Raw genomic sequence first — 20,786 nt, 5'->3', positions numbered from 1 at the left:
TTAGAACGGTCGTGCTATTATTCTGTTTCACCCATTTCGAGGCAGGCACCATGATTCCATCCCGTTCCGACTTTATCGACGTGCGCGGCAAGCGTACCCACGTGCTGCACTGGGGGCGAGAAGGTGCGCCCAAGGTCTTCATGGTGCATGGCTGGATGGATGTGGGCGCCAGCTTCCAGTTCGTGGTCGACTGCCTGAAGGGCGACTGGCATGTGATCGCGCCGGACTGGCGCGGTTTTGGCCTGACCGAACGCAATGGCACGGATACCTACTGGTTCCCCGACTATGTGGCTGACCTGGATGCCATCCTGCGTCATTACCAGCCGGAGGGGGAAGTCAACCTGCTGGGCCACAGCATGGGCGGCAATGTTGTCAGTTTGTACGCGGGTGTGCGCCCGGAACGCATCCGCCGCCTGGTCAACCTGGAAGGCTTCGGCCTGAAAGCGACCGTGCCGGAGCAGGCGCCGTCGCGCATGCGCAAATGGCTCGATGAACTGCTGGTGGAGCCTGAAATGCGCACCTACGACTCGCAGGCGGCCGTGGCGGCTCGCCTGCAAAAAACCAACCCGCGCCTGTCGGACGAACGTGCCGCTTTCCTGGCCAGCCACTGGTCGGCCCAGAATGCCGACGGCCGCTGGGAAATCCTGGGCGACCCGGTGCACAAGCGCCCCGGCCCTTCGCTGTACCGCGTTGAAGAAGTGCTGGCCTGCTGGAAGAAAATCACGGCGCCGGTACTGTGGGTGGAGGCGGAAGACACCAATATGTGGCTGTGGATGGGCCCCAAGGACGAGGCGCGCGCCGAAATCGACCGCCGTCTGGGCCACCTGGCGCGGGTGACGCCGAAAATGATGCCCGATGCCGGCCATATGCTGCATCACGACCAGCCGGAAATGCTGGCGGAAATGCTGGAGGAATTCCTGGCCTGAGCTTTCAGCGTACAATGAAACCTTCGCAACATTGCAACCAGTATGCTGAACGTAGACCTCCATTGCCATTCGAACGTGTCCGACGGTGTGCTGCCCCCTGCGGCAGTGGCCGAGCATGCCCATAAGGCGGGCGTGAATGTCTGGGCCCTGACAGACCATGATGAAGTGGGCGGTGTCGCTGCTGCTCGCGCAGCCGCGCAGCTTTACGGGATGCGCTTCGTGACGGGAGTGGAAATTTCCATTACCTGGGCCAGTGAGACGGTGCATATCGTCGGCCTGCAAATCGATGAAAACAACCCCGCGCTGGTGAAGGGGCTGGAAGAGACCCGCTCGGGACGCGACAATCGCGGCCGCGAGATCGGGCGTCAGCTTGAGCTGGCGGGCATTCCTGGCGCCTATGAAGGCGCGCTGACTTACGTCGATAACCCGGCCTTGATGTCGCGCACGCACTTCGCCCGCTTCCTGGTGGAGCAGGGCGTTTGTTCGTCGGTGTCGGAAGTGTTCCGCAAGTACCTGTCGCCGGGCAAGCCGGGGTATGTTGAACATCGCTGGGCAACGCTGCAGGATGCAGTGGGCTGGATCCTGGGCGCGGGCGGGATCGCGGTGATTGCGCATCCGGGGCGCTATAAATTTACGCCGATGCAGGAAGGTATCCTGTTCGATGAGTTCAAGCAGCTTGGCGGGACGGCGATCGAGGTCGTCACCGGCTCGCATACGCCGGACCAATATCCGAAATATGCCAACCTGGCCAATAGCTATGGCTTTTTGGCTTCGCGCGGGACTGATTTCCATGCGCCAGGCGAGGCACGGGTAGATTTTCGCTTGCTGCCGCCGCTGCCTGGCAATGTGACGCCAGTGTGGCACGACTGGTTCTGAACTCGGGGGCTTGTAAATCCCTACTGCTGACCATAGATTAACGTTCGGTAAAGTTGTCCGGAGGCCCACTCTATGAAACGCATCATCCTTTTTATTGCCACCAACCTTGCGGTTGTCGTAGTACTGTCGATTGTCTTGTCGCTGCTGGGCATCGGACGCCCTGGCTCCGGCACCAGCATGGGCGGCTTGCTCGCGTTTTCCGTGGTGGTTGGCTTCACCGGCTCGATCATTTCGCTGCTGATGTCCAAGCCCATGGCCAAATGGTCGACCGGCGCGCGTGTCATCGAGCAGCCGCAGGATTCCACTGAGCAGTGGCTGGTCACTACCGTACATGCCCTGGCGGACAAGGCTGGCATCGGCCGCCCGGAAGTGGCCGTGTATGAAGGCGACGCCAATGCCTTTGCCACGGGCGCTTTCAAGAATGACGCGCTGGTGGCGGTTTCCACCGGCTTGCTGCAGTCGATGAACAAGGAAGAAGTCGAGGCTGTGCTGGGCCACGAGGTGGCGCACATCGCGAATGGCGACATGGTGACGCTCACCCTGATCCAGGGCGTGGTGAATACCTTCGTGGTGTTCCTCGCACGTATCGTCGGCTCGGTGGTGGACGGCATGCTGAACAAGGATGAAGAGCGCCGCGGCCCGGGGATTGGCTATATGGTCACCGTCTTCGTGTGCGAGCTGCTGTTTGGCCTGGTCGCCTCGATGATTGTTGCCTGGTTCTCGCGCCAGCGTGAATTCCGTGCTGATGCCGGTTCAGCGCGTTTGCTGGGTTCCACGGTGCCGATGCAGCATGCATTGGCGCGCCTGGGCGGCGTACATCCGGGCGAACTGCCGCAAGGGATGGCGGCATCGGGCATCACCTCGCCGAGTGGCTGGGCGGCGCTGTTCTCCAGCCATCCTCCGATTGAAGAACGCATCGCAGCCCTGCAACAGCTGCGCTAAAACATGACCCAATTCTTCCAGGTACACCCAGACAATCCGCAACTGCGCCTGATCAAGCAAGCGGCGCAAATCATCCACGGCGGGGGCATTGTCGCCCTGCCGACCGATTCCTGCTATGCGCTGGTGTGTCACCTGGACGATAAGGCGGCGGTGGAAAAGCTGCGCCGCATCCGCGGCATCGACGAGAAGCACCACCTGACCCTGTTATGCCGCGACCTGAGCGAGATCAGCACCTACGCCCGGGTCGACAACAAACAATTCCGCCTGATGAAGGCAGTGACGCCCGGCCCGTACACCTTCATCCTGGAAGCGACGCGCGAAGTGCCGCGCCGCCTGTCGCACCCCTCGCGCAAGACCATCGGCTTGCGGGTGCCGAAAAACACCATCACCGAAATGCTGATGGAAGAATTGGGGCAACCGCTGCTGGGCACCACACTGATCCTGCCGGATGACGACGAACCGCTCACCGACCCAGATATGGTGCTGGAGCGGCTTGGCAAGCAGGTCGAACTGGTGATTGACGGTGGCGCCTGCAGCTTCGAGCCGACCACCGTGGTGGACCTGACTGGCGACGAGCCAGAACTGATCCGGCGCGGCTGCGGCGACTGCGCCGCCCTCGGACTTTGAACCCTTCATTCCTCAATTCGCCCCCAGTGCAGGTGGCTGGCGGAGCGGTCGAAGCCCTCTGATAGAATCCCAGTTATGAACGATTTTGACCAGGTTATCCGCAACATTGCGGTCTACGCGATCCCTGTCCTATTTGCGATTTCTCTACACGAAGCTGCGCACGGTTATGTGGCCCGCTACTTTGGCGATAACACTGCCGAAAAGCTGGGCCGTCTGACGCCAAATCCGATGCGTCATATTGACTTGTTCGGCACTATCATTTTGCCGGTTCTTCTTTTGCTGTCGCCGCTGAATATGGCATTCGGATACGCCAAGCCGGTCCCGGTCGACTTCAATCGCCTGCGCAATCCGAAGAAGCAAATGGGCTTTGTAGCCGCTGCAGGGCCTGCAGCTAATTTTGCAATGGGTCTCGGTTGGATGCTGTTGCTCGTGTTGATGATCAATTTGGGCGTAACCGAGCGTTTTCCGATTGAAGTGTGCAAGGCTGGTGTCATTGCGAACTCAGTTATGTGCGCCTTTAACCTGATCCCGATACCACCGCTTGATGGCGGCCGAATCGTGACTTCGCTGCTTCCACGCGACCTGGCGTATAAATTCGCCAGCATCGAGCGCTTGGGACCGATCATTTTCATCGGCATTATCCTCCTGCTGAACACCGGCCCATTCCGCGCTATGGTAGGAGCACTGGTGGGAATTGTGATGACCTTGATCGAACTGCCGTTCCGACCATTCCTGAGCTGACACCATGTACCCCGACCGCGTCGTTTCCGGCATGCGCCCGACGGGCAGCATGCACCTTGGCCACTACCATGGCGCGCTGAAGAACTGGATCAGGATGCAGTCCGAGCAGCCTTGCCTGTTCTTCGTGGCCGACTGGCACGCGCTGACCACGCATTACGACGACCCGTCCATCATCGAAAAATCCACCTGGGACATGCTGGTGGACTGGCTGGCCGCCGGAATCGACCCCACCCAGGCCACGCTGTTCATCCAGTCGAAAATCCCGGAGCACGCCGAGCTGCACCTGCTGCTGTCGATGGCCACGCCGCTCGGCTGGCTGGAGCGCGTGCCAACTTACAAGGACCAGATCGACAACCTGGCCAACAAGGACTTGCAAACCTATGGCTTCCTCGGCTACCCGCTGCTGCAGGCTGCCGACGTGCTGATCTACCGCGCCAGCGAAGTGCCGGTTGGCGACGACCAGGTGCCTCACGTCGAAATGATGCGCGAGATCGCGCGCCGCTTTAACCACCTGTACGGCAAAGAGAAGGGCTTCGAGGAAAAGGCGCAGGACGCGGTCAAGAAGCTGGGCAGCAAGCGTGCCAAGCTGTACAACGAATTGCGCACCGCCTATCAGCAAGAGGGTGACGACGCCGCGCTGGAACAGGCGAAAGCCATGCTGGATGATGCGCAAAACCTGTCGATGATCGACCGCGAGCGCCTGTTCGGCTATCTCGAAGGCGCGCGCAAGCTGATCCTGGTTGAGCCGCAAGCGAAGCTGACTGAGGCCAGCCGCCTGCCGGGCCTTGATGGCCGCAAGATGTCCAAGAGCTACGGCAATGCAATTGCCCTGCGCGAGGACAAGGACTCGGTGACGAAGAAGATCCGCACCATGCCAACCGACCCTGCGCGCGTGCGCCGCACCGATGCGGGCGAGCCGGAGCGTTGCCCGGTGTGGCAATTCCACGTGGTGTATTCGGACGGCCCGACCCAGGAATGGGTGCAGAAGGGTTGCAAATCGGCCGGTATCGGCTGTATCGAATGCAAGCAGCCGGTCATCGATGCCATTGTCAAAGAGCAGGAGCCGATGCACGAGCGTGCGCAGCCTTACCTGAACGACCCGTCCCTGGTGCGCGCCATCGTGGCGGACGGCAATGAAGCAGCGCGCAAGTTGGCGCAGGAAACGATGCGCGATGTGCGCGAAGCAATGGGATTGAGTTATGGCTGATGTTTTAACCCCACCTTCAGCTTGGGTGGAACGATTTGCGCCGCTGGTGCCCAATGGCGAGGTATTGGACCTGGCTTGCGGCAGCGGGCGCCACTCGCGCCACCTGGCTGCGCTTGGCCACGCCGTGGTGGCGGTGGATCGCGACGGGGAGGCGCTGGCTGCCGCGGCCGGCGCCGGCATCGTCACCAGCCAGATCGACCTGGAAGAGGAGGGTGCCTGCTGGCCCTTTGGCCCGGCGCGCTTTGCCGGCATCGTCGTTACCAACTACCTGCACCGTCCGCTGCTGGCCGATATGCTGGGCAGCCTGGCGCCGAACGGCATGCTGATTTACGAGACTTTCGCCGATGGCAATGCGGCCTTCGGCAAACCATCAAACCCGGCCTTTTTGTTACAGCCGGGAGAATTGTTGGAATTGGCTAGAATGCATGGTTTGCGTGTCATCGCATTCGAAGATGGCGTCGTTAATACTCCGAAACCGGCCATGGTGCAGAGGATTTGTGCCGTGAAAGGGGAGTTTCCAAGGGAGGCGGCGCTGTTGCCGTCATTTTGAGCGACCAAAATGCACCACGGGTGCAGGGTATGCTCTACAATCGTCGTTTTAATTCTTATTGCAATTGGTTTCCTATGATTAAGGGTAGCATTGTAGCAATCGTAACCCCGATGCACGCGGACGGCAGCCTCGACTATCCAGGCCTGAACGCGCTGATCGACTGGCATATCGCCGAAGGCACGGACGCCATTGTCATCGTCGGCACCACCGGCGAATCCGCCACTGTCAGCGTGGCCGAGCATTGCGAGCTGATCAAGGCTGCCGTGGAGCGCGTTGGCGGCCGTATCCCGGTGATCGCCGGTTCCGGCGGCAATTCCACCGCGGAAGCCATTGAACTGACCCGTTTCGCCAAGAACGCCGGTGCCGACGCTTCGCTGCAAGTGGTTCCTTACTACAACCGCCCAACCCAGGAAGGCATGTACCAGCACTTCAAGGCCATCGCCGACGCGGTGGACCTGCCGGTCATCCTGTACAACGTGCCGGGCCGCACCGTTGCCGACATGAGCAACGACACCATCCTGCGCCTGGCCAAGATCAAGAACATCATCGGCGTCAAGGACGCGACCGGCAATATCGCCCGCGGCTACGACCTGCTGCGCCGCGCGCCGGCCGATTTCGCCGTGTATTCCGGCGACGATCCGACCGCCATCGCCCTGATGATGGCTGGCGGCAAGGGTAATATCTCGGTGACGGCCAATGTGGCGCCGCGCCAGATGCACGAACTGTGCGAAGCCGCGATGGCTGGCGATGCCGCCAAGGCAACTGCCGTCAACAACCAACTGCTCCCGCTGCACCAGCACCTGTTCATCGAACCGAACCCGGTGCCGGTCAAGTGGGCGCTGGCGGAAATGGGCAAGATGCCGAAGGGTATCCGCCTGCCGCTGGTGTCGCTGGCAGAGCAGTATCACGAGACCGTCCGCGCTGCCCTGCGTGAATCCGGTGTGCTGAACTAATCTTCTTTTTCACATGACTATTCGCAAGATCGTTTCCCAGACCCCGCAGCGCGGGCTCGTCGTTGGCGCCCTGATGCTGAGCCTGACCGGTTGCGGCATGGTGCAGTCCGTTGTCGGCGAAACCAAGGTAGATTACAAGTCGGCCAAGAAGGCCAGCACGCTGGACGTGCCGCCGGACCTGACCCAGCTGTCGAAGGACAACCGCTACTCGCTGCCAAGCAATGACCGCGGCGTGGCGACTGCTTCCGGCTACCAGGCTGCGCGCGGAACCACCCCTGGCGCTGCCGTGAGCAGCAACGAAGTGGCAAGCACCGGTAATAGCGCCGTGCGCGTCGAGCGTTCCGGCAACCAGCGCTGGCTGGTGGTGCAGCAGACCCCGGAAGCCCTGTGGCCGCAGCTGAAAACGTTCTGGGAAGAGTCGGGCTTCACCCTGGCGGTGGATGATGCCACTGCCGGCGTGATGGAAACCGAATGGAATGAAAACCGCGCCAAGATCCCGCAGGACTTCATCCGCAGCACGATCGGCAAGGTCTTCGACGGCCTGTACTCGAGCGGCGAGCGCGACAAGTACCGCACCCGCCTGGAGCGCAACCCAGCCGGCGGAACCGAGATCTACATCAGCCATCGCGGCACCAAGGAAGTCGTGACCGGCGCGCAGAACGAGTCGACCATGTGGACCAACCGCAATAGCGACCCGAACCTGGAAGCGATCTTCCTGGCCAAGCTGATGACCAAGCTGGGCGGCACGACCGACGAGGCGACCGCGCGCACTTCGGTCGACAATGCGGCCGTCCAGGCGCAGCACGCCGTGCTGGTGGGCGAGGGCGCCGATGCCTTCATCAAGACCGACGAAGGCTTCGAGCGCACCTGGCGCCGCGTGGGCCTGGCGCTGGATCGCGCCGGCTTCACCGTGGAAGACCGCGACCGCGTGCAGGGCGTGTACTTCGTGCGCTTCGTGAACGATGCCACCGATACCCGCGGCTGGTTCAGCAAGCTGTTCAGCTTCGGCGCATCGGATAAAGAGAAGGAAGCGCAGCGCTATCGCATCTCGGTGCGTTCGGATTCGGTCAACACCACCCAGGTTTCGGTGTGGAATAACCAGAACAAGCCAGAAGCTTCGCCGGTCGGGCAGAAAATCCTGACCCTGCTGCAAGAGCAGCTGAAATAAGGGCGGAAGCCAATAAATCAAAAGCCGGCGCAAGCCGGCTTTTTTATTAAAAGTCGGGGTCAGGTCTGGCAATCGGACATTAATGTCCGATTGCCAGACCTGACCCCGACTTTCATAAAACTATAGGCGAAAAAAAACCAGCCCGAAGGCTGGTTTCTTTTCCCTGCGCAGGAATTACTTAGCAGCAGCGGAAGCAGCGGAAGCAGCAGCCGAAGCAGCCGAAGCAGCTGCGGAAGCAGCAGCAGCAGCGTCGGTAGCAGCGGAAGCGGCAGCAGCAGCAGCGTCAGCGGCTGGAGCAGCAGCAGGAGCAGCTGCGTCAGCTGCTGGAGCTGCAGGAGCGGCTGCTGGAGCAGCTGCTTCTGGGGTTGCTACTGGAGCAGCAGGAGCTTCTTCTTTCTTGGAGCAAGCAGCCAGGGCAACAGCCAGCAGGGAGGCGATCAGCAGGGATTTTTTCATTTGTTTTCCTTAAATAACAACAAAAATTAAACAATGTTGCGATGAATAATTACCGGTAATTATCGCTCGTACGGCGTTTCGTCGGCCCTTCCAACCTTCAGAAAAAGGTCGACCAGACACGGAAACACACCGGATATTATAGCGTTTTCTGCTGCGTCGCAATAGCAAATCGGGCGGTTTACACAACTATTTTGCGAAAACGCAATATTTTTTTCCCGCGCCGATCTGCTGGCAACTGCAGCGATTACCGTCATACCTCGAACCGCAGCATTTTACATTTTTCCGGCTTACAATCCAGTCGTTCCTGGTCGCAGGCCCGGCTGGGTTTCGGCCCAGATAGCTTCATAACGTTCCAAACTGGTTTGGGTTGACGATGGAGCATCAAAATCCGCTTCGCCACGGAAGTGGTCGGAATGGAAGCGGCGCACGATGTGCACGCCGTCCGCCACGCAGAAGGAATCGGTCAGGGTGCTGATGCTGCGGCTGGTCAGGCGGCATTCAATCTGGTGGCTGTAGTCTTCCAGCAGCTTCAGGAAGCGCGGTTCATTGCGCTCCAGATGGCCATTGCTGTGAGCGACCAGCTGGATGCGGCCTTTGTGCTGCAGGAAGCGGCGCAGCAGGGCGTCAGTCTTCGAATGGCCCAGCTGCCACCAGGCATAGTCCGGGTCGAACATCTGCAGCGTCAGGCGGCCTCGGGAGATGCAGTCCAGTAGCAGGGACTGGAATTGGGTACGACTGTCAAAAAGCTGCTTCTCCATGCTATCTCCGATTATTTGTTCAGTTCCAGCCAGCCGTCGGTGTACCAGGCGAAGAGCGCTTCCAGCACGTCTTCGGAAGCTGCGGCCACTGCTGGGCCGTCCAGGCCGCGTGTATTGGCCAGGGTTTCCAGCGTCGCCTTGTCGGACTTGTTCATGGCAAAGGACTCGCCGTTGATGAAGACATTCTTGCCGCGATAAAGCATTTGCGTCTTGCGCGAGAGACAAACGCCTTTTTTCTCAGCCGATTGCTGGAACTTGCCGGCAGTTAGCGGCTTTTCGAGCGGCTGGAAGAAGACGTTATGCTTTGGTTCGGACAGGTATTCGCCGAGGAAAATGGCGAAATCGTCTTCGGTGAAGCTGACCTTGTTCAATTCGTCGGCCAGTTTGCCCAGCATGGCTTTCGGGATTTCAGCAGGCTTGCTGGTCGGCTCCAGGTCCGGGTCGGCATAACGGCCCGGCAGGTCGATGGAGTCGGCCATGAATTGCAGGAAGGCTTCGCCCAGTTCCTGGTAGGACGGGGAGCGGAAGCCGATCGAATAGGTCTGGCAGTCGCCGATCGCTTCGCCATCGTGGGCGTAGTGCGGCGGCAGGTAGAGCATGTCGCCCGGTTCCAGCACGAATTCCTCGGTGGCCTTGAATTTCTTCAGGATCTTCAGCGGCAGGCCTTCGATCAGGGTCAGGTCCTTCTGCGCGCTGATCTTCCAGCGGCGCTGGCCTTCGGCCTGCAGCAGGAACACGTCGTAGGAATCGAAGTGCGGGCCGACGCCGCCGCCATCGGTGGCGAAGCTCACCATCAGGTCGTCCAGGCGCGCATCGGGCAGGAAGCGGAACTGGCGCAGCAGCGCATCCGCCTGGTCGTCCTGCAGGTTGACGCCCTGTACCAGCATGGTCCATGCGCGCTCTTTGCGCGAAGGCAGTTCTTTCAGGGGGCCGTGCTGCATGTCCCAGCTACCGTCTTTCTTGGTGACCAGGCGGCTTTCCACGTAGTCCTTGGTGGCCAGTTCAGCCAGCTTGTCGAAAGGCAGCAGGGGTTTGAAGCCGGGAATGGCCTGGCGGATCAGCAGCGGCTTCTTGTGCCAGTAATCGCGCAGGAATTGTTCGGGCGTGATATCGCCCAGGAGTGTCAGTTTTTTCATGGGGCCGATTATAGCAAGCGGTATAATCCTTCCAGCTTAGATATGAAAGGAAGCTCAATGAAGATCGCCAAGAATACCGTTGTGACGGTGGAGTACAAACTGTCCGACGCACAGAACAATCTGATCGAAGACGGTCGCCAGCCTATGGTCTACCTGCACGGTGGCTACGAGAACACCCTGCCGAAAATCGAAGAAGAACTGGACGGCAAGGAAAACGGCTACGCCACCACGATCCAGATTGAACCGGAAGACGCCTTTGGCGATTACGATCCGAACCTGCTGAAAGTGGAAGAGCGTGCGCGACTGCCGGAGCCGCTCGAAATCGGCATGCAGTTCGAAGGCCTGCCTGAAGGCGGCGAAGACGATGACGCAATGATTTTCACCGTGACTGAAATCGCCGAAGATAAAGTGGTCCTGGACGGCAACCATCCGCTGGCCGGCATGGCCCTGCGCTTCGAGCTGAAAGTGATCGACGTGCGCGCCGCCACTGAAGAAGAAATCGCCCACGAGCACGTGCATGGCCCGCATGGCCATCACCACCACGACGCCGACGATGAAGGCGACGATGGCGAGGAAGGCGATCACTTCCGCAGCCACCCGATCCATTAAGATCCCAAGCCCCGCACAGCGGGGCTTTTTTACGTCACTCGCTGCCCAGGACGAACAGCGCCGCACTGCCCGGTATCACGCGCAGCGTGACCCATTCGGCACCCAACGCGAGATGGCCGACGTTCTTGTTCCATTCGATTGCCGGGGCGGCCTTGCCCTGCTTGCGGTTGTCCACCAGCAGCAACTGCCCCGGATATTTGTCGGCCTGCGAGCGCACGATGCGGCGGATCTCGGTAAAGCCGTCGCGCTTTTGCGCGAGCCGTTCAAAAAAACCTTGTTCCACGTGGGCGCCGATTTCGCCATCCATCACCAGCACGATGCCGGCGATGTTCTTGCGCTTGGCGTGCAGGAAGGCGCGGTGCAGCCAGCCGCGGTTAGCCACCATGCGGTCTTCATACTCGCTGTTGCGACCCGCTTCGACCAGGTAGTGGTTGTTCCTGGCCGGCACGTTGAGGGTGACGAACAGGATGTTCTCGTACTCCCAATACGTGTTTTCGGCGTAGTCGCGGAACTTGGCGATGCTGGACTGGCGGTTCAGCGGCAGCTTGCCCTTGCCGAGTGCTTCGGGCTCGCGGAAGAACAGTTCGCGAATGCGGTTGAGGCGCTCGATGGCGTTCGACTTGCCATTCGAATTGCGGCACTCGGTCCAGTCGCTGCCTGCCGGCAGCAGCACCAAGGGGCGCTCGGCGCTGTTCATCAGGTCGCGGCGCTCCTGGTACAGGCTGTCGGAACAGGGCTCACTGGCCGACTTGAGGCCAGTGGCAATCAGGAATGCGGGCTCGTTGCGGCTTGCTTCTGCCAGCATGCGGCGGAACTCGGCGTCGCCTTCTCCCTTGGGGAAGTTGTGGCCGAGCAGGGCGAACGAGAATTCGCCTTTGCGCGGCGCGGCCTTGTCGTTGCGTGCCACCGCCGCAGGCATGGCAAGCATGGCGGCGGCCAGCGCGGCCCCACAGGCCAGCGAACTTAGGACGAGCCGCCGTTTCATGCCTGCGCCAGGCGCTTGAGCTGGTACAGGCGGTCCAGCGCTTCGCGCGGAGTCATGGCGTCCGGATCGATGTCGTCCAGCGCTGCCAGCAGTTCCTCGGCACGTGGATCGGCCGCAGGAGCAGCCGCGGGCGCCGCGTCGTCGTTGGCATCGGCCACCGGCGCGGCGAACAGGTCGAGTTGCGGCGTGGCGTCCAGCGCTTGCGCTTCCAGGCGCGCCAGGTGCTTGCGGGCGGCCTTGATCACCGGCTGCGGCACGCCGGCCAGCTGCGCCACCTGCAAGCCGTAGCTTTGCGAGGCCGGGCCGTTCTGCACCGCGTGCAGGAAGACGATGGAATCCTTGTGCTCCACCGCCGACAGGTGGACGTTGGCGGCGGTCGGATGCGCTTCCGGCAACTGGGTCAGTTCGAAGTAGTGGGTCGCGAACAGGGTGAAGCTGCGGCTGCTTTCGATCAGGTGGCGCGCAATCGCCCACGCCAGCGCCAGGCCGTCGAAGGTCGAGGTGCCGCGGCCGATTTCGTCCATCAGCACCAGCGAATGCTCGGTGGCGCCGTTCAGGATGGTCGCTGCTTCCGTCATCTCCACCATGAAGGTGGAACGGCCGCCAGCCAGGTCGTCGGTGGCGCCGATACGGGTGAACACGCGGTCGATCGGGCCGATGGTGGCGCTGGCGGCCGGCACATAGCTGCCCACGTAGGCCAGCAGGGTAATCAGGGCGACCTGGCGCATGAAGGTCGATTTACCGCCCATGTTCGGGCCGGTGATCAGCAGCAGGCGGCGGTCGGCCATGAATTTGCAGTCGTTGGCGATGAAACGCTCGATCTGGTTTTCCACCACCGGGTGGCGGCCTTCCACAATATGGATGCATGGCTCGGCCACCAGGTTCGGTGCGCACCAGTTGTTGCGCAGCGCGTGTTCGGCCAGTGCACACAAGGTGTCGACCTGGGCCAGGGCCTGGGCGATGGACTGCAGCGGGCCGATGAACGGGGCCAGGGCGGCCAGCAGCTCGTCGTACAGCATCTTCTCGCGCGCCAGCGCGCGGTCCTGCGCCGACAGGGCCTTGTCTTCAAAGGCCTTCAGTTCCGGCGTGATGTAACGCTCGCAGTTCTTCAGGGTCTGGCGGCGGCGGTAGTCTTCCGGCACCTTGTCTGCCTGGCCGTTGGTGACTTCGATGTAGAAGCCGTGCACGCGGTTGTATTCGACGCGCAGGTTGGCGATGCCGGTGCGTTCGCGTTCGCGGGTTTCCAGGTCGACCAGGAACTGGCCGGCGTTTTCGGACAGGCCGCGCAGTTCGTCCAGCTCCGCATCGTAGCCGCGAGCGATCACGCCGCCGTCGCGCACCATGGTGGCCGGTTCCGGCATGATGGCGCGCACCAGCAGGTCCACGCATTCCTTCGGTTCATTCAAGCCGAAGTGCAGCTTGGCCAGCAGGCCTTGCGCATTGTCGTGGCCCAAGGCGCGCAGCATGGCGTGCTGCAGTTTCGGCAGTTGCTGCAGGCCGTCGCGCAGGGCCGACAGGTCGCGCGGGCGCGCCGACAGCAAGGCCACGCGGGTGGTGATGCGTTCGATATCCGGCACCTGCGCCAGGTGGTAGGCCAGCGAGCCGGTGGTGTCGTGCTGCATCAGCGCGGCGATGGCGTCGTGGCGCGCGCGCGCCACGGCCTGGTCGCGCTTCGCATGGTGCAGCCAGTGGCGCAGCAGGCGCGAACCCATGGCGGTGCGGCAGTGGTCCAGCAGCGAGAACAGGGTAGGCGATTCCTGGCCGCGAATGGTTTCCGTCAGCTCCAGGTTGCGGCGCGTTGCGGCGTCCAGGCCGATGTATTCGTTTTCCGTTTCGCAGGAAAGGCTCTTGACGTGCTGCAGGCCGCGGCCCTGGGTCGATTGCGCATAGCGCAGCAGGGCGCCGGCTGCACCGAATGCCGCGCCCAGGCCTTCCGCGCCAAAGCCTGTCAGGGTGGCGACAGCCAGCTGGTCGAGCAGGGCCTTGTGGCCGTGCACCACGTCGAAGTGCCAGGCCGGCACGTTGTTGACGTGGCAGATCGCGATGTCGTCGAACATGTCGGCATCGTCGCCGCGCAGGATTTCAGCCGGCGCGATGCGCTCCAGCTCCTGTCCCAGGCGCATGTTGACGCTGCGCTGGTCGCCGGAGAATTCCATCAGGCGCAGCGCACCGGAGGCCAGCGACAGCCAGGCCAGGCCGCAAGTGACCACCTTGCGGTTGCTGATCATGGTCATGGCCAGCAGTGGGCGCTCCGATTTTTCCGGCAGCAGGTCCGAATCGGTCAGGGTGCCCGGTGTGACCACGCGCACCACCTTGCGCTCGACCGGACCCTTGGCCAGGGCCGGGTCGCCGATCTGCTCCGCGATCGCACAGGACTCGCCGACCTTGACCAGCTTGGCCAGGTAGCCATCCAGCGAATGGAAAGGCACGCCAGCCATCTTGATCGGCGCGCCGTTCTGGGTGCCGCGCGCCGTCAGTGTAATGCCCAGCACGCGCGAAGCCTTCTCCGCATCGTCGAAGAATAGCTCGTAAAAGTCGCCCATGCGGTAGAACACCAGCATGTTTGGGTAATCGGCCTTGATGCGCAGGTACTGCTGCATCATTGGGGTAACCTTTGGATCGGAGGCTGCTGCAACCTCTTGTTTTGATAGGGTGTTCACAAGTAAGTATTTGAAATTTATAAAGAATTCGGTTTAATCGCCGATTTCACTTTTACTGTATGCGCATACATGCCCATGCGGCCACTTGTACTTTTAGCGTAACTTTTTTCCTGTGAAAAATTGAAGTTACGCTAAAATTCTGGCTCATTTCATCGGAATGATGAAAAGCTACGCCAAACCTACACCGCAAGGGGAACCATGCCATTTGATGCGCGCGCTGCCAAACTTTTGCCAGCAGGCCAACACTTTACCATTTCCGAGTGCCCGGGGCTGCGATTCGAAGCCACGGCAACGAAGCGATCCTGGATTTATCGTTACAAAAGTCCTATCGACGGCAAGATGAAGCAGACCAAAATCGGTGAATGGCCGACGGTGTCATTCGCTGCTGCGACAGTGGCTTGGGAAAAGCTACGCCAGGCCCGCGCCGACGGCGCCGATCCGAGTGCAGCAAAACGGGCTGAGCGCGGTGAGAAGCGTGTAGCCGCAGCGGCGGAGCGAGCCCGCGCCGCGATGGAAGTCGTCACCGTTGCCGATGTGTGCGACAACTACCTGGTTAAGTACATCGAAAAGAATCGCGGCGAGAAGGGGGCGGCAGAGGTCCGGCGCATGTTCGAAACAATGCTGGGCGAAACAGGCTACATGCGCGCGGCCGATGTCACCAGGTCGGTCGCGTTCGACCTAATTGAATCGTTTGGGCATATCCCCGTCCAGGCCGCCAAGTTGCGTGCGGAGATAGGGGCGGCGTGGGACTATGCGTTGGACTCCGGTCGATTGCCTGAGTCCTTGCCGAACTGGTGGCGCCTGATCATGCGTGGCAAATTGCGCAGCAAGGGGCGCATGATCCAGGGCGCGCCGGCCGGCGTTGTAAAACGGGTTCTCAGCGAAGTCGAGCTGACCACGCTCATCCCATGGTTGCCGAACTTTTCTCGCATTGTCGAGGACGCGTTGACGTTGTACCTCTGGACATGCGCCCGAGGCTCAGAAATCATGGCGATGCACGCCAGCGAAATCACTGAGGAGGCGGACGGATTGTGGTGGACTGTCCCAAAGGATAAGACTAAGAACAGCTGGCGAGAGCATGCGACGGACTTCAGGGTACCGCTGGTCGGTAGGGCGGAGCGCATCGTGCGGCGCCGGATGGAGGTCGCTGCTGGAGGATACCTGTTTCCATCCAAACATTGCGCGTCGGGGCATGTCGAGCAAAAGAACGTCGCCTCCCAGGTATGGCTGCACATGCCATACTCGCAGACGCGACCGGAATACGAACGGCCGAGGCTGCCGGTGGACCGCTGGGCGCCCCATGATTTACGGCGCAGCTCGAGGACTCTGTTAGCTGCGATTGGTTGCCCGGATGAAGTGGGCGAGGCGATGCTCGGCCATATGAAGCAAGGAATTACCGGCGTATACAACCGCCATACATACGATAGGGAGAAGCGTGAGTGGCTGACTCGCCTCGCCCCTCATTTGGAAGCTCTGGCATGTGCTTGAGCAATAAGTTCATTTCTGACCTACTGTGCCAAAGGTTGCTCGCCTTTGACGGCGTGAGAATTCGTGAACCTTTCACCTCAGCAGGGTGATATGCTCTATTCGTTGTGCATGACCAACCTACCCAACATATTGGAATTGGCTGACAGAGAAAAATTAGAATAAGGCCAACTTCTGGCCTCTTGCGGATAATTCTATTGGTATTTTGCCCTATGAACTAAAGAGTTAGCGACCGAACGCGGAACGAATGAATGGTTCACTAAAAGAGGATGTTACATGAATCTAGAGTTTTTGGATCGCGCAGCGCCGATCATTAAAAGCTTTAAAATATTTGGCATGTATGGATATAAGGACGTTAGCCTTACATGCAATACTCCAGTTAAAATAGCTAGCGCCGATAATGGATCTGGAAAGACGTCATTATTAACCGCGCTCTATTCTATATTCGCTGGTCAAGGTGCAATATTATATGCCGTTGATTTTGATAGTATTGAGATCGGATGGGGGGATGGCTCGATTACATCCTACTTGAAGAGTGAATTGTTCGGTGAGTTGGTTGATGGTGGGATCGAAGAGGCTGCGTCTAATGTCTTCTTCGATCAATGGGGTTCCAACTCCAGAGATGAAGTAGTAGAGCTTCTTACAAAGTTTATCTTAGGTGATTTGGATGAGGCGGCGCAGACACGAGCATTTTCTACAATTCATCGCGACTCACCCTTCGATCGTCAAGAAATATTTCAACAACTGAATTCAATTTGCACTCCGCTTATTCAGACTGGTGCATTTAAGGAACTTCACGCAAAGGCAAAAGAGCAACTAGGCGATGTGGCGATATTGTACCTGCCAACGTATCGACGGATTGAGGCAGACTTGCCTGAATATAGGCATAAAAATCCTCCTGTGAATCAAGCTGCGCTCCGAAAAGGACGTGGACCCCGGGATGCGTGGGATTCGACCCGCTTGATTTATTTCGGGATGGCGGATGTTGAATCCAAATTGAACGCTATCGTTACTCAGATTAGGCGAGAAACGCTGGATGCGTTTTCTAGGAATAGTGGTCAAACTTTGGAGCAGCTCATTGATAACAAGTCTCTCATTGAGTCGGATGGCACTAAGAGTTTTGACTTGGCGTCGATTGAAGTTGTCCTTGCGCGTGTCGGTAAAGATTCTGAAGAATTAAAAAGCCGATTATCGGAAATTATCAAAACGAACGAGATTTTTAACGAGAACCGACGAGAACTTCGGCGATTTTTGTCGCAGCTCTTACGTGTATATTCGGAGCGTCGCGATGATGAAAAAGCGATCGAGAATTTTGTTAATATGGTCAATGGCTATTTGTGTCCCGCCGAAGAAGAGCTGCTCGGCTCAACGCGGGAAAAGAAGCTGATGTTTGACAAGCTAAAACTAGAGTTGTCGATTTCAAACCTCATAACCGGAAAAGATATTAAATTCAATAACTTGTCTTCCGGCGAAAAACAGGTCGTAAGTATTTTTGCAAGACTGATGCTTGATCCGCGGAAGAAGTACTTGATACTAGTGGACGAGCCTGAGTTATCACTTTCGATCGAATGGCAGCAACGTCTATTGCCAGATATTTGTGCTACTCAAAACTGCATGCAGCTAATTGCTATAACGCACTCGCCTTTTGTTTTTGATAACGAGTTGGAAGTGGTTTCCGGAACTATTGATACTGCAATAAATCGGAAAAAGTCTGGGGGAGGCTAATGCAATCCAAGTCTACAGTAATGGCTCAGAGCAAGGATCGTTTGTCCGTTTCCTTGCTTCGGTACAATAAATTGAGGAGCAAAGTTCCAGATGCCGAGATAGCTATTGTGGAGGGCGCCGACGATACCATTTTTTATTCCTCGATTTTTACTAGGAAAAATTTGAATTCGCCTGAAATCTTCTTTCAGGCCAATGGGAAAGACAATGTGCTACGGTTACGTGATGTGATTTCTAGAAGTAAGGAAATACCGAAAGGCCAAGGTAATGTGTTTTTCATTGATTCTGATTATGATGGGCTAAAAGGATATCAACCTGGCGAAGATATTTATGTGACACCAACTTACTCCATTGAGAACTTGCTCGTATCGAAAGAGGCTCTTCGGCGTTTAATGAATGCTGAGTTCGGACTTGGAACGGCAGAACTTATAGATGACCGAACTCGTATAATTGCGCTTTTTGACGAATTTCTAGAACAGCATGCGAATGAGTTGAAGGAGGTAAACAGGCTTTTGCACTGCGTGCGAAAAGAGTCTTTGGCAGGGATTTCCTTGACTGCAGGTTCAATTGATGAGAATTCTGAGAAATTTGCAACGGTAGATGCTAATTCATTGCGAATCATAAAAAAAGCAAGCGGGCAGGCTCTTTTTGATTTGTTGAAAGTAAAAGAAGATGTTCCGGCGGAACACGTTGGTCGATATGATGAGGATTTCTTAAAACTTAATCCGTCCTTAAATTGGAGAGGGAAGTTTCTTTTCTTCTTGTTTAGACGCTTTATTGCGGTCTTAATTGAGGATAGAAATAGCGCTCAGCCGAAGTTTTTCACGGTTGGGAAGGGGAAAATTTCGTTTGACACTAAACAGGATTCGCTGGTGAGAATATTGTCGTCAACTTGTAATATTCCCGAATGCTTAGACAAGTTTGTAGAGTCGATTCGTGAGGGGCGCCATAAAGTTCATATCGGACCTGAAGCTCTTCGCCTTTGAAAAACAATCCGCCGCCCTTCGGTTTAGATTGGGCGGCGAGAGACTGTGCGCGGACACAGCAACCGATCGCAGATTTATGTAGTGATATTCGCTTATCTCACGGAACTTCGAAGCTTTTGCGCCTTGAACTTCCTCTCAGGTCGAGCTATCGAACTTCATTCCTTTGCGGTGTCCGGTGTTGGGCGGTGGCGGTAGGTCGGATATCGGCCGCTCTTCAGCCCAAGTCTGTACCTCACGAACGAGCCAGCCGACACGCTGCGCGGATAATTTGCGTGGAGGCGGAAACTCGTTCTGGCGGACCAGCTTTTGGATGGTCGCGGTAGAGAGCGACAACAGGTTAGCCACCTCAGGCAGGTCTACATAAAGTCGGTTCATATTCACGCTCATTTCACCCTTTCGTTCAGATTGCATTCTATTTGCTTCGACGCTTCAACTTGGCGCTGCAGGTGCTCGATGTGATCGGCAGCTTCAAGATCTAATGCTGGCGGCTTGATCGTGCTATGGCCCGCAACGGTGCGTAGACGACGCACCAGGTCCTGGCTTGTGGCGGCGCGCTGACCGTACGCGCCGCGGTCCTGTCGCTGGGCAAGGTACTGCTTGGCCATGCTCAATACCGCCGCGCGCTCAGCTTTGCGTTTGAGTTCCTTGTCGATTATTCCGCGCTCCTGCAGGTCGGCCATCGCATGCAGCAGCGATGCCATTGGGGCGAAGTGATGCAGCGAGTTCAGGACTTCGCCTGAGGCCCGCAGCTCGCTCGCCAGGCTGGCGATGACTAGGTGCGCTGGAACCGTGGCCGTTGCCGCCGTCGTCGTGTGATTGTTGAATGCGTTCACCACAGGTGGTGCGAGTACAACGAGTTTGCTCATGATTTAGCTTTCGGTTAGTCGCGGCCTTTTGCCGCAACGGGTTCTGCGTTGATGGTGAGATTGAAAAGGATGTCACCCAGTGCGCGTTCGTCATGTCCCGCGTATGCGGAGAGCAGTGCTATGAACAGCATTGATCGAAGCACTGGATTTGTCGGATGGCTCTTAGTGGCTTTATCGGCGCATTCGCGCAGCGCCAGGCGGTACTCTTTGGAATTCATGGCTTAGTCCCGATCGTTCGCTGCGAGGGATTTGAAATCGGTGATCGGCGGCCGGCGTACAGGGTGCTTTCGCGCATAGCTGCGAATCGCGCGGCCGATCGAGGGGTCTTTGAGCGCCTTATCGAGTGGCCCGGCAACGCGCAAGGCGACGTATGCAGCTGCAAGTGCCGGGTCGTCAGGATTCGCGGCTGTGACGGTGATGCCGCACGGTGTGTCGCCATGGTCGTCTAAGGCTGCTTCGGCTGCGGCCGCTGCATTTACAGAGCGGGTGCAATAGGATGCGGCGCCTGCGCTTGTGCGAACGGTCACGTTGAACTGGTGGACCAAATGACCGTGAATCGCAAGGGCGGTACTAAGGTCGTCGGCCGTATCGCCGCGCATACCGGCAACGCCCGCCAGGCGGAGCAGTTCGGCGGCATTCGCAGCAGCAGTGTTTAGACGGTCCAGGCTTGCAGCGACTGCTGCAGCCTGCTCGGACAGGCTTCCGTGGGAAGTCGTTTCCGGCAGGTTGGCGGCGGCGCTCATTGAGTCGCCTCTTGATCGTTGATATGTGCAGACGTCTGCACACGTTCAACTTTTTTATTCAAGTTTCGGGCAGCAATGTAAGCGTGGCCCTTGAGGCCCGCAAGCGGAACCGGAGAGGGCGGAAACACTCGCTGCAACCTGTTCGCGTGGAACAGTTGAGTTCCCTGATCTGCGCCAGCGAAAAACGCATCAGCTTGCGGCGAGCCTTCCGCAAACGGACAGGCGAATGGTTTTCCAATCGTGAGTTGCAGCAGGCGTGCGTGAGCGCCGGACAGGTATTCTTGGCTTCGTACTGCTTTTTGGGATGGGGAGGCGAACGCCTCCTGCAAGATTGCAGCAACTGCAGCCGCAGGGGAATTTCGGAATTGATGCATCTATCGCTCCGTCGTT

General features: G+C 58.5%; 23 protein-coding genes. 13 read left to right on the top strand and 10 right to left on the bottom strand.

All coding sequences use genetic code 11. The features are described from left to right. The first annotated feature begins 50 nt into the window (after positions 1 to 50). The 9 genes from ACN9M3_RS24435 (at position 51) to bamC (ending at position 7,990) form a co-directional block, all read left to right on the top strand. The gene (locus ACN9M3_RS24435) at positions 51 to 926 is read left to right on the top strand and encodes an alpha/beta fold hydrolase (protein WP_426163538.1); all 876 of its coding nucleotides are present in this window, start codon (positions 51 to 53) and stop codon (positions 924 to 926) included. Positions 927 to 968: 42 nt separating this feature from the next. Further along, the gene (locus tag ACN9M3_RS24430) at positions 969 to 1,802 is read left to right on the top strand and encodes a 3',5'-nucleoside bisphosphate phosphatase (protein ID WP_426163536.1); all 834 of its coding nucleotides are present in this window, start codon (positions 969 to 971) and stop codon (positions 1,800 to 1,802) included. A 72-nt stretch (positions 1,803 to 1,874) separates the two neighbouring features. Then, complete coding sequence (gene htpX, locus ACN9M3_RS24425; RefSeq protein WP_426163534.1) at positions 1,875 to 2,744, top strand: protease HtpX; 870 nt, start codon at positions 1,875 to 1,877, stop codon at positions 2,742 to 2,744. A gap of 3 nt (positions 2,745 to 2,747) precedes the next feature. Beyond that, positions 2,748 to 3,371 (top strand): L-threonylcarbamoyladenylate synthase, encoded by a 624-nt coding sequence (locus ACN9M3_RS24420; protein ID WP_426163532.1) that lies wholly within the window; start codon positions 2,748 to 2,750, stop codon positions 3,369 to 3,371. A 75-nt stretch (positions 3,372 to 3,446) separates the two neighbouring features. Further along, positions 3,447 to 4,112, top strand: a complete 666-nt coding sequence (locus tag ACN9M3_RS24415; RefSeq protein WP_426163530.1) for a site-2 protease family protein — start codon at positions 3,447 to 3,449, stop codon at positions 4,110 to 4,112. Positions 4,113 to 4,116: 4 nt separating this feature from the next. Then, the gene (locus ACN9M3_RS24410) at positions 4,117 to 5,319 is read left to right on the top strand and encodes a tryptophan--tRNA ligase (protein ID WP_426318900.1); all 1,203 of its coding nucleotides are present in this window, start codon (positions 4,117 to 4,119) and stop codon (positions 5,317 to 5,319) included. Continuing rightward, complete coding sequence (locus ACN9M3_RS24405) at positions 5,312 to 5,869, top strand: class I SAM-dependent methyltransferase (protein ID WP_426318899.1); 558 nt, start codon at positions 5,312 to 5,314, stop codon at positions 5,867 to 5,869. Before ACN9M3_RS24410 ends, ACN9M3_RS24405 begins: the two co-directional genes overlap by 8 nt. A 74-nt stretch (positions 5,870 to 5,943) precedes the next feature. Further along, positions 5,944 to 6,822 (top strand): 4-hydroxy-tetrahydrodipicolinate synthase, encoded by an 879-nt coding sequence (dapA, locus tag ACN9M3_RS24400; RefSeq protein WP_426318898.1) that lies wholly within the window; start codon positions 5,944 to 5,946, stop codon positions 6,820 to 6,822. A gap of 13 nt (positions 6,823 to 6,835) precedes the next feature. After that, complete coding sequence (gene bamC, locus ACN9M3_RS24395) at positions 6,836 to 7,990, top strand: outer membrane protein assembly factor BamC (protein ID WP_426318897.1); 1,155 nt, start codon at positions 6,836 to 6,838, stop codon at positions 7,988 to 7,990. A gap of 174 nt (positions 7,991 to 8,164) precedes the next feature. Here the strand turns inward: bamC and ACN9M3_RS24390 are convergent, their stop codons facing one another. The 3 genes from ACN9M3_RS24390 to ACN9M3_RS24380 all read right to left on the bottom strand — a co-directional run bounded on the left by ACN9M3_RS24390 (position 8,165) and on the right by ACN9M3_RS24380 (position 10,340). Further along, positions 8,165 to 8,446 (bottom strand): hypothetical protein, encoded by a 282-nt coding sequence (locus tag ACN9M3_RS24390; RefSeq protein ID WP_426163520.1) that lies wholly within the window; start codon positions 8,444 to 8,446, stop codon positions 8,165 to 8,167. A gap of 287 nt (positions 8,447 to 8,733) precedes the next feature. Next, on the bottom strand, positions 8,734 to 9,204 hold the full coding sequence (locus ACN9M3_RS24385; protein WP_426318896.1) for a hypothetical protein: 471 nt from the start codon (positions 9,202 to 9,204) through the stop codon (positions 8,734 to 8,736). A gap of 11 nt (positions 9,205 to 9,215) precedes the next feature. After that, complete coding sequence (locus tag ACN9M3_RS24380; RefSeq protein ID WP_426318895.1) at positions 9,216 to 10,340, bottom strand: JmjC domain-containing protein; 1,125 nt, start codon at positions 10,338 to 10,340, stop codon at positions 9,216 to 9,218. Positions 10,341 to 10,397: 57 nt separating this feature from the next. Between ACN9M3_RS24380 and ACN9M3_RS24375 the strand changes: the two genes are divergently transcribed. Further along, on the top strand, positions 10,398 to 10,949 hold the full coding sequence (locus ACN9M3_RS24375) for an FKBP-type peptidyl-prolyl cis-trans isomerase (protein WP_426318894.1): 552 nt from the start codon (positions 10,398 to 10,400) through the stop codon (positions 10,947 to 10,949). A gap of 34 nt (positions 10,950 to 10,983) precedes the next feature. Here the strand turns inward: ACN9M3_RS24375 and ACN9M3_RS24370 are convergent, their stop codons facing one another. After that, positions 10,984 to 11,934 carry a hypothetical protein gene (locus tag ACN9M3_RS24370; protein ID WP_426318893.1) on the bottom strand — a complete coding sequence of 317 codons (951 nt, stop codon included), beginning with the start codon at positions 11,932 to 11,934 and terminating at the stop codon, positions 10,984 to 10,986. After that, positions 11,931 to 14,537: a DNA mismatch repair protein MutS gene (gene mutS, locus ACN9M3_RS24365; protein ID WP_426318892.1), complete on the bottom strand. Its 2,607-nt coding sequence runs from the start codon at positions 14,535 to 14,537 to the stop codon at positions 11,931 to 11,933. The genes ACN9M3_RS24370 and mutS overlap by 4 nt, the downstream gene beginning before the upstream one ends. A gap of 255 nt (positions 14,538 to 14,792) precedes the next feature. On the opposite strand from mutS, the gene ACN9M3_RS24360 reads away from it, so the two are divergent. From ACN9M3_RS24360 to ACN9M3_RS24350, 3 genes are all read left to right on the top strand, one after another. Further along, positions 14,793 to 16,082, top strand: a complete 1,290-nt coding sequence (locus ACN9M3_RS24360) for a tyrosine-type recombinase/integrase (RefSeq protein WP_426318891.1) — start codon at positions 14,793 to 14,795, stop codon at positions 16,080 to 16,082. A gap of 273 nt (positions 16,083 to 16,355) precedes the next feature. Then, positions 16,356 to 17,804: an AAA family ATPase gene (locus tag ACN9M3_RS24355; RefSeq protein ID WP_426318890.1), complete on the top strand. Its 1,449-nt coding sequence runs from the start codon at positions 16,356 to 16,358 to the stop codon at positions 17,802 to 17,804. After that, positions 17,804 to 18,787 carry a DUF4435 domain-containing protein gene (locus ACN9M3_RS24350; protein WP_426318888.1) on the top strand — a complete coding sequence of 328 codons (984 nt, stop codon included), beginning with the start codon at positions 17,804 to 17,806 and terminating at the stop codon, positions 18,785 to 18,787. Before ACN9M3_RS24355 ends, ACN9M3_RS24350 begins: the two co-directional genes overlap by 1 nt. A 135-nt stretch (positions 18,788 to 18,922) precedes the next feature. Here the strand turns inward: ACN9M3_RS24350 and ACN9M3_RS24345 are convergent, their stop codons facing one another. From ACN9M3_RS24345 to ACN9M3_RS24325, 5 genes are read right to left on the bottom strand one after another with little or no spacing between them, the layout of a single operon-like run. Further along, positions 18,923 to 19,162 (bottom strand): helix-turn-helix transcriptional regulator, encoded by a 240-nt coding sequence (locus tag ACN9M3_RS24345; RefSeq protein WP_426318887.1) that lies wholly within the window; start codon positions 19,160 to 19,162, stop codon positions 18,923 to 18,925. 8 nt (positions 19,163 to 19,170) lie between these two features. Continuing rightward, a complete protein-coding gene (locus ACN9M3_RS24340) occupies positions 19,171 to 19,653 on the bottom strand; it encodes a hypothetical protein (RefSeq protein WP_426318886.1) in 483 nt (160 codons plus the stop codon). A 14-nt stretch (positions 19,654 to 19,667) separates the two neighbouring features. After that, entirely contained in the window at positions 19,668 to 19,871 is a 204-nt protein-coding gene (locus ACN9M3_RS24335) for a hypothetical protein (protein WP_426318885.1), read from the bottom strand. A 3-nt stretch (positions 19,872 to 19,874) separates the two neighbouring features. Continuing rightward, positions 19,875 to 20,396 (bottom strand): hypothetical protein, encoded by a 522-nt coding sequence (locus ACN9M3_RS24330; RefSeq protein ID WP_426318884.1) that lies wholly within the window; start codon positions 20,394 to 20,396, stop codon positions 19,875 to 19,877. Further along, entirely contained in the window at positions 20,393 to 20,770 is a 378-nt protein-coding gene (locus ACN9M3_RS24325; protein ID WP_426318883.1) for a hypothetical protein, read from the bottom strand. Before ACN9M3_RS24325 ends, ACN9M3_RS24330 begins: the two co-directional genes overlap by 4 nt. Positions 20,771 to 20,786 lie beyond the last annotated feature (16 nt).

This window comes from Pseudoduganella sp. R-43 (genome assembly GCF_049913255.1).
Taxonomy (GTDB): Bacteria; Pseudomonadota; Gammaproteobacteria; order Burkholderiales; family Burkholderiaceae_D; genus Rugamonas.
Note: the sequence above shows the minus strand (reverse complement) of the source record. Positions and strands in the feature narration are given on the sequence as shown.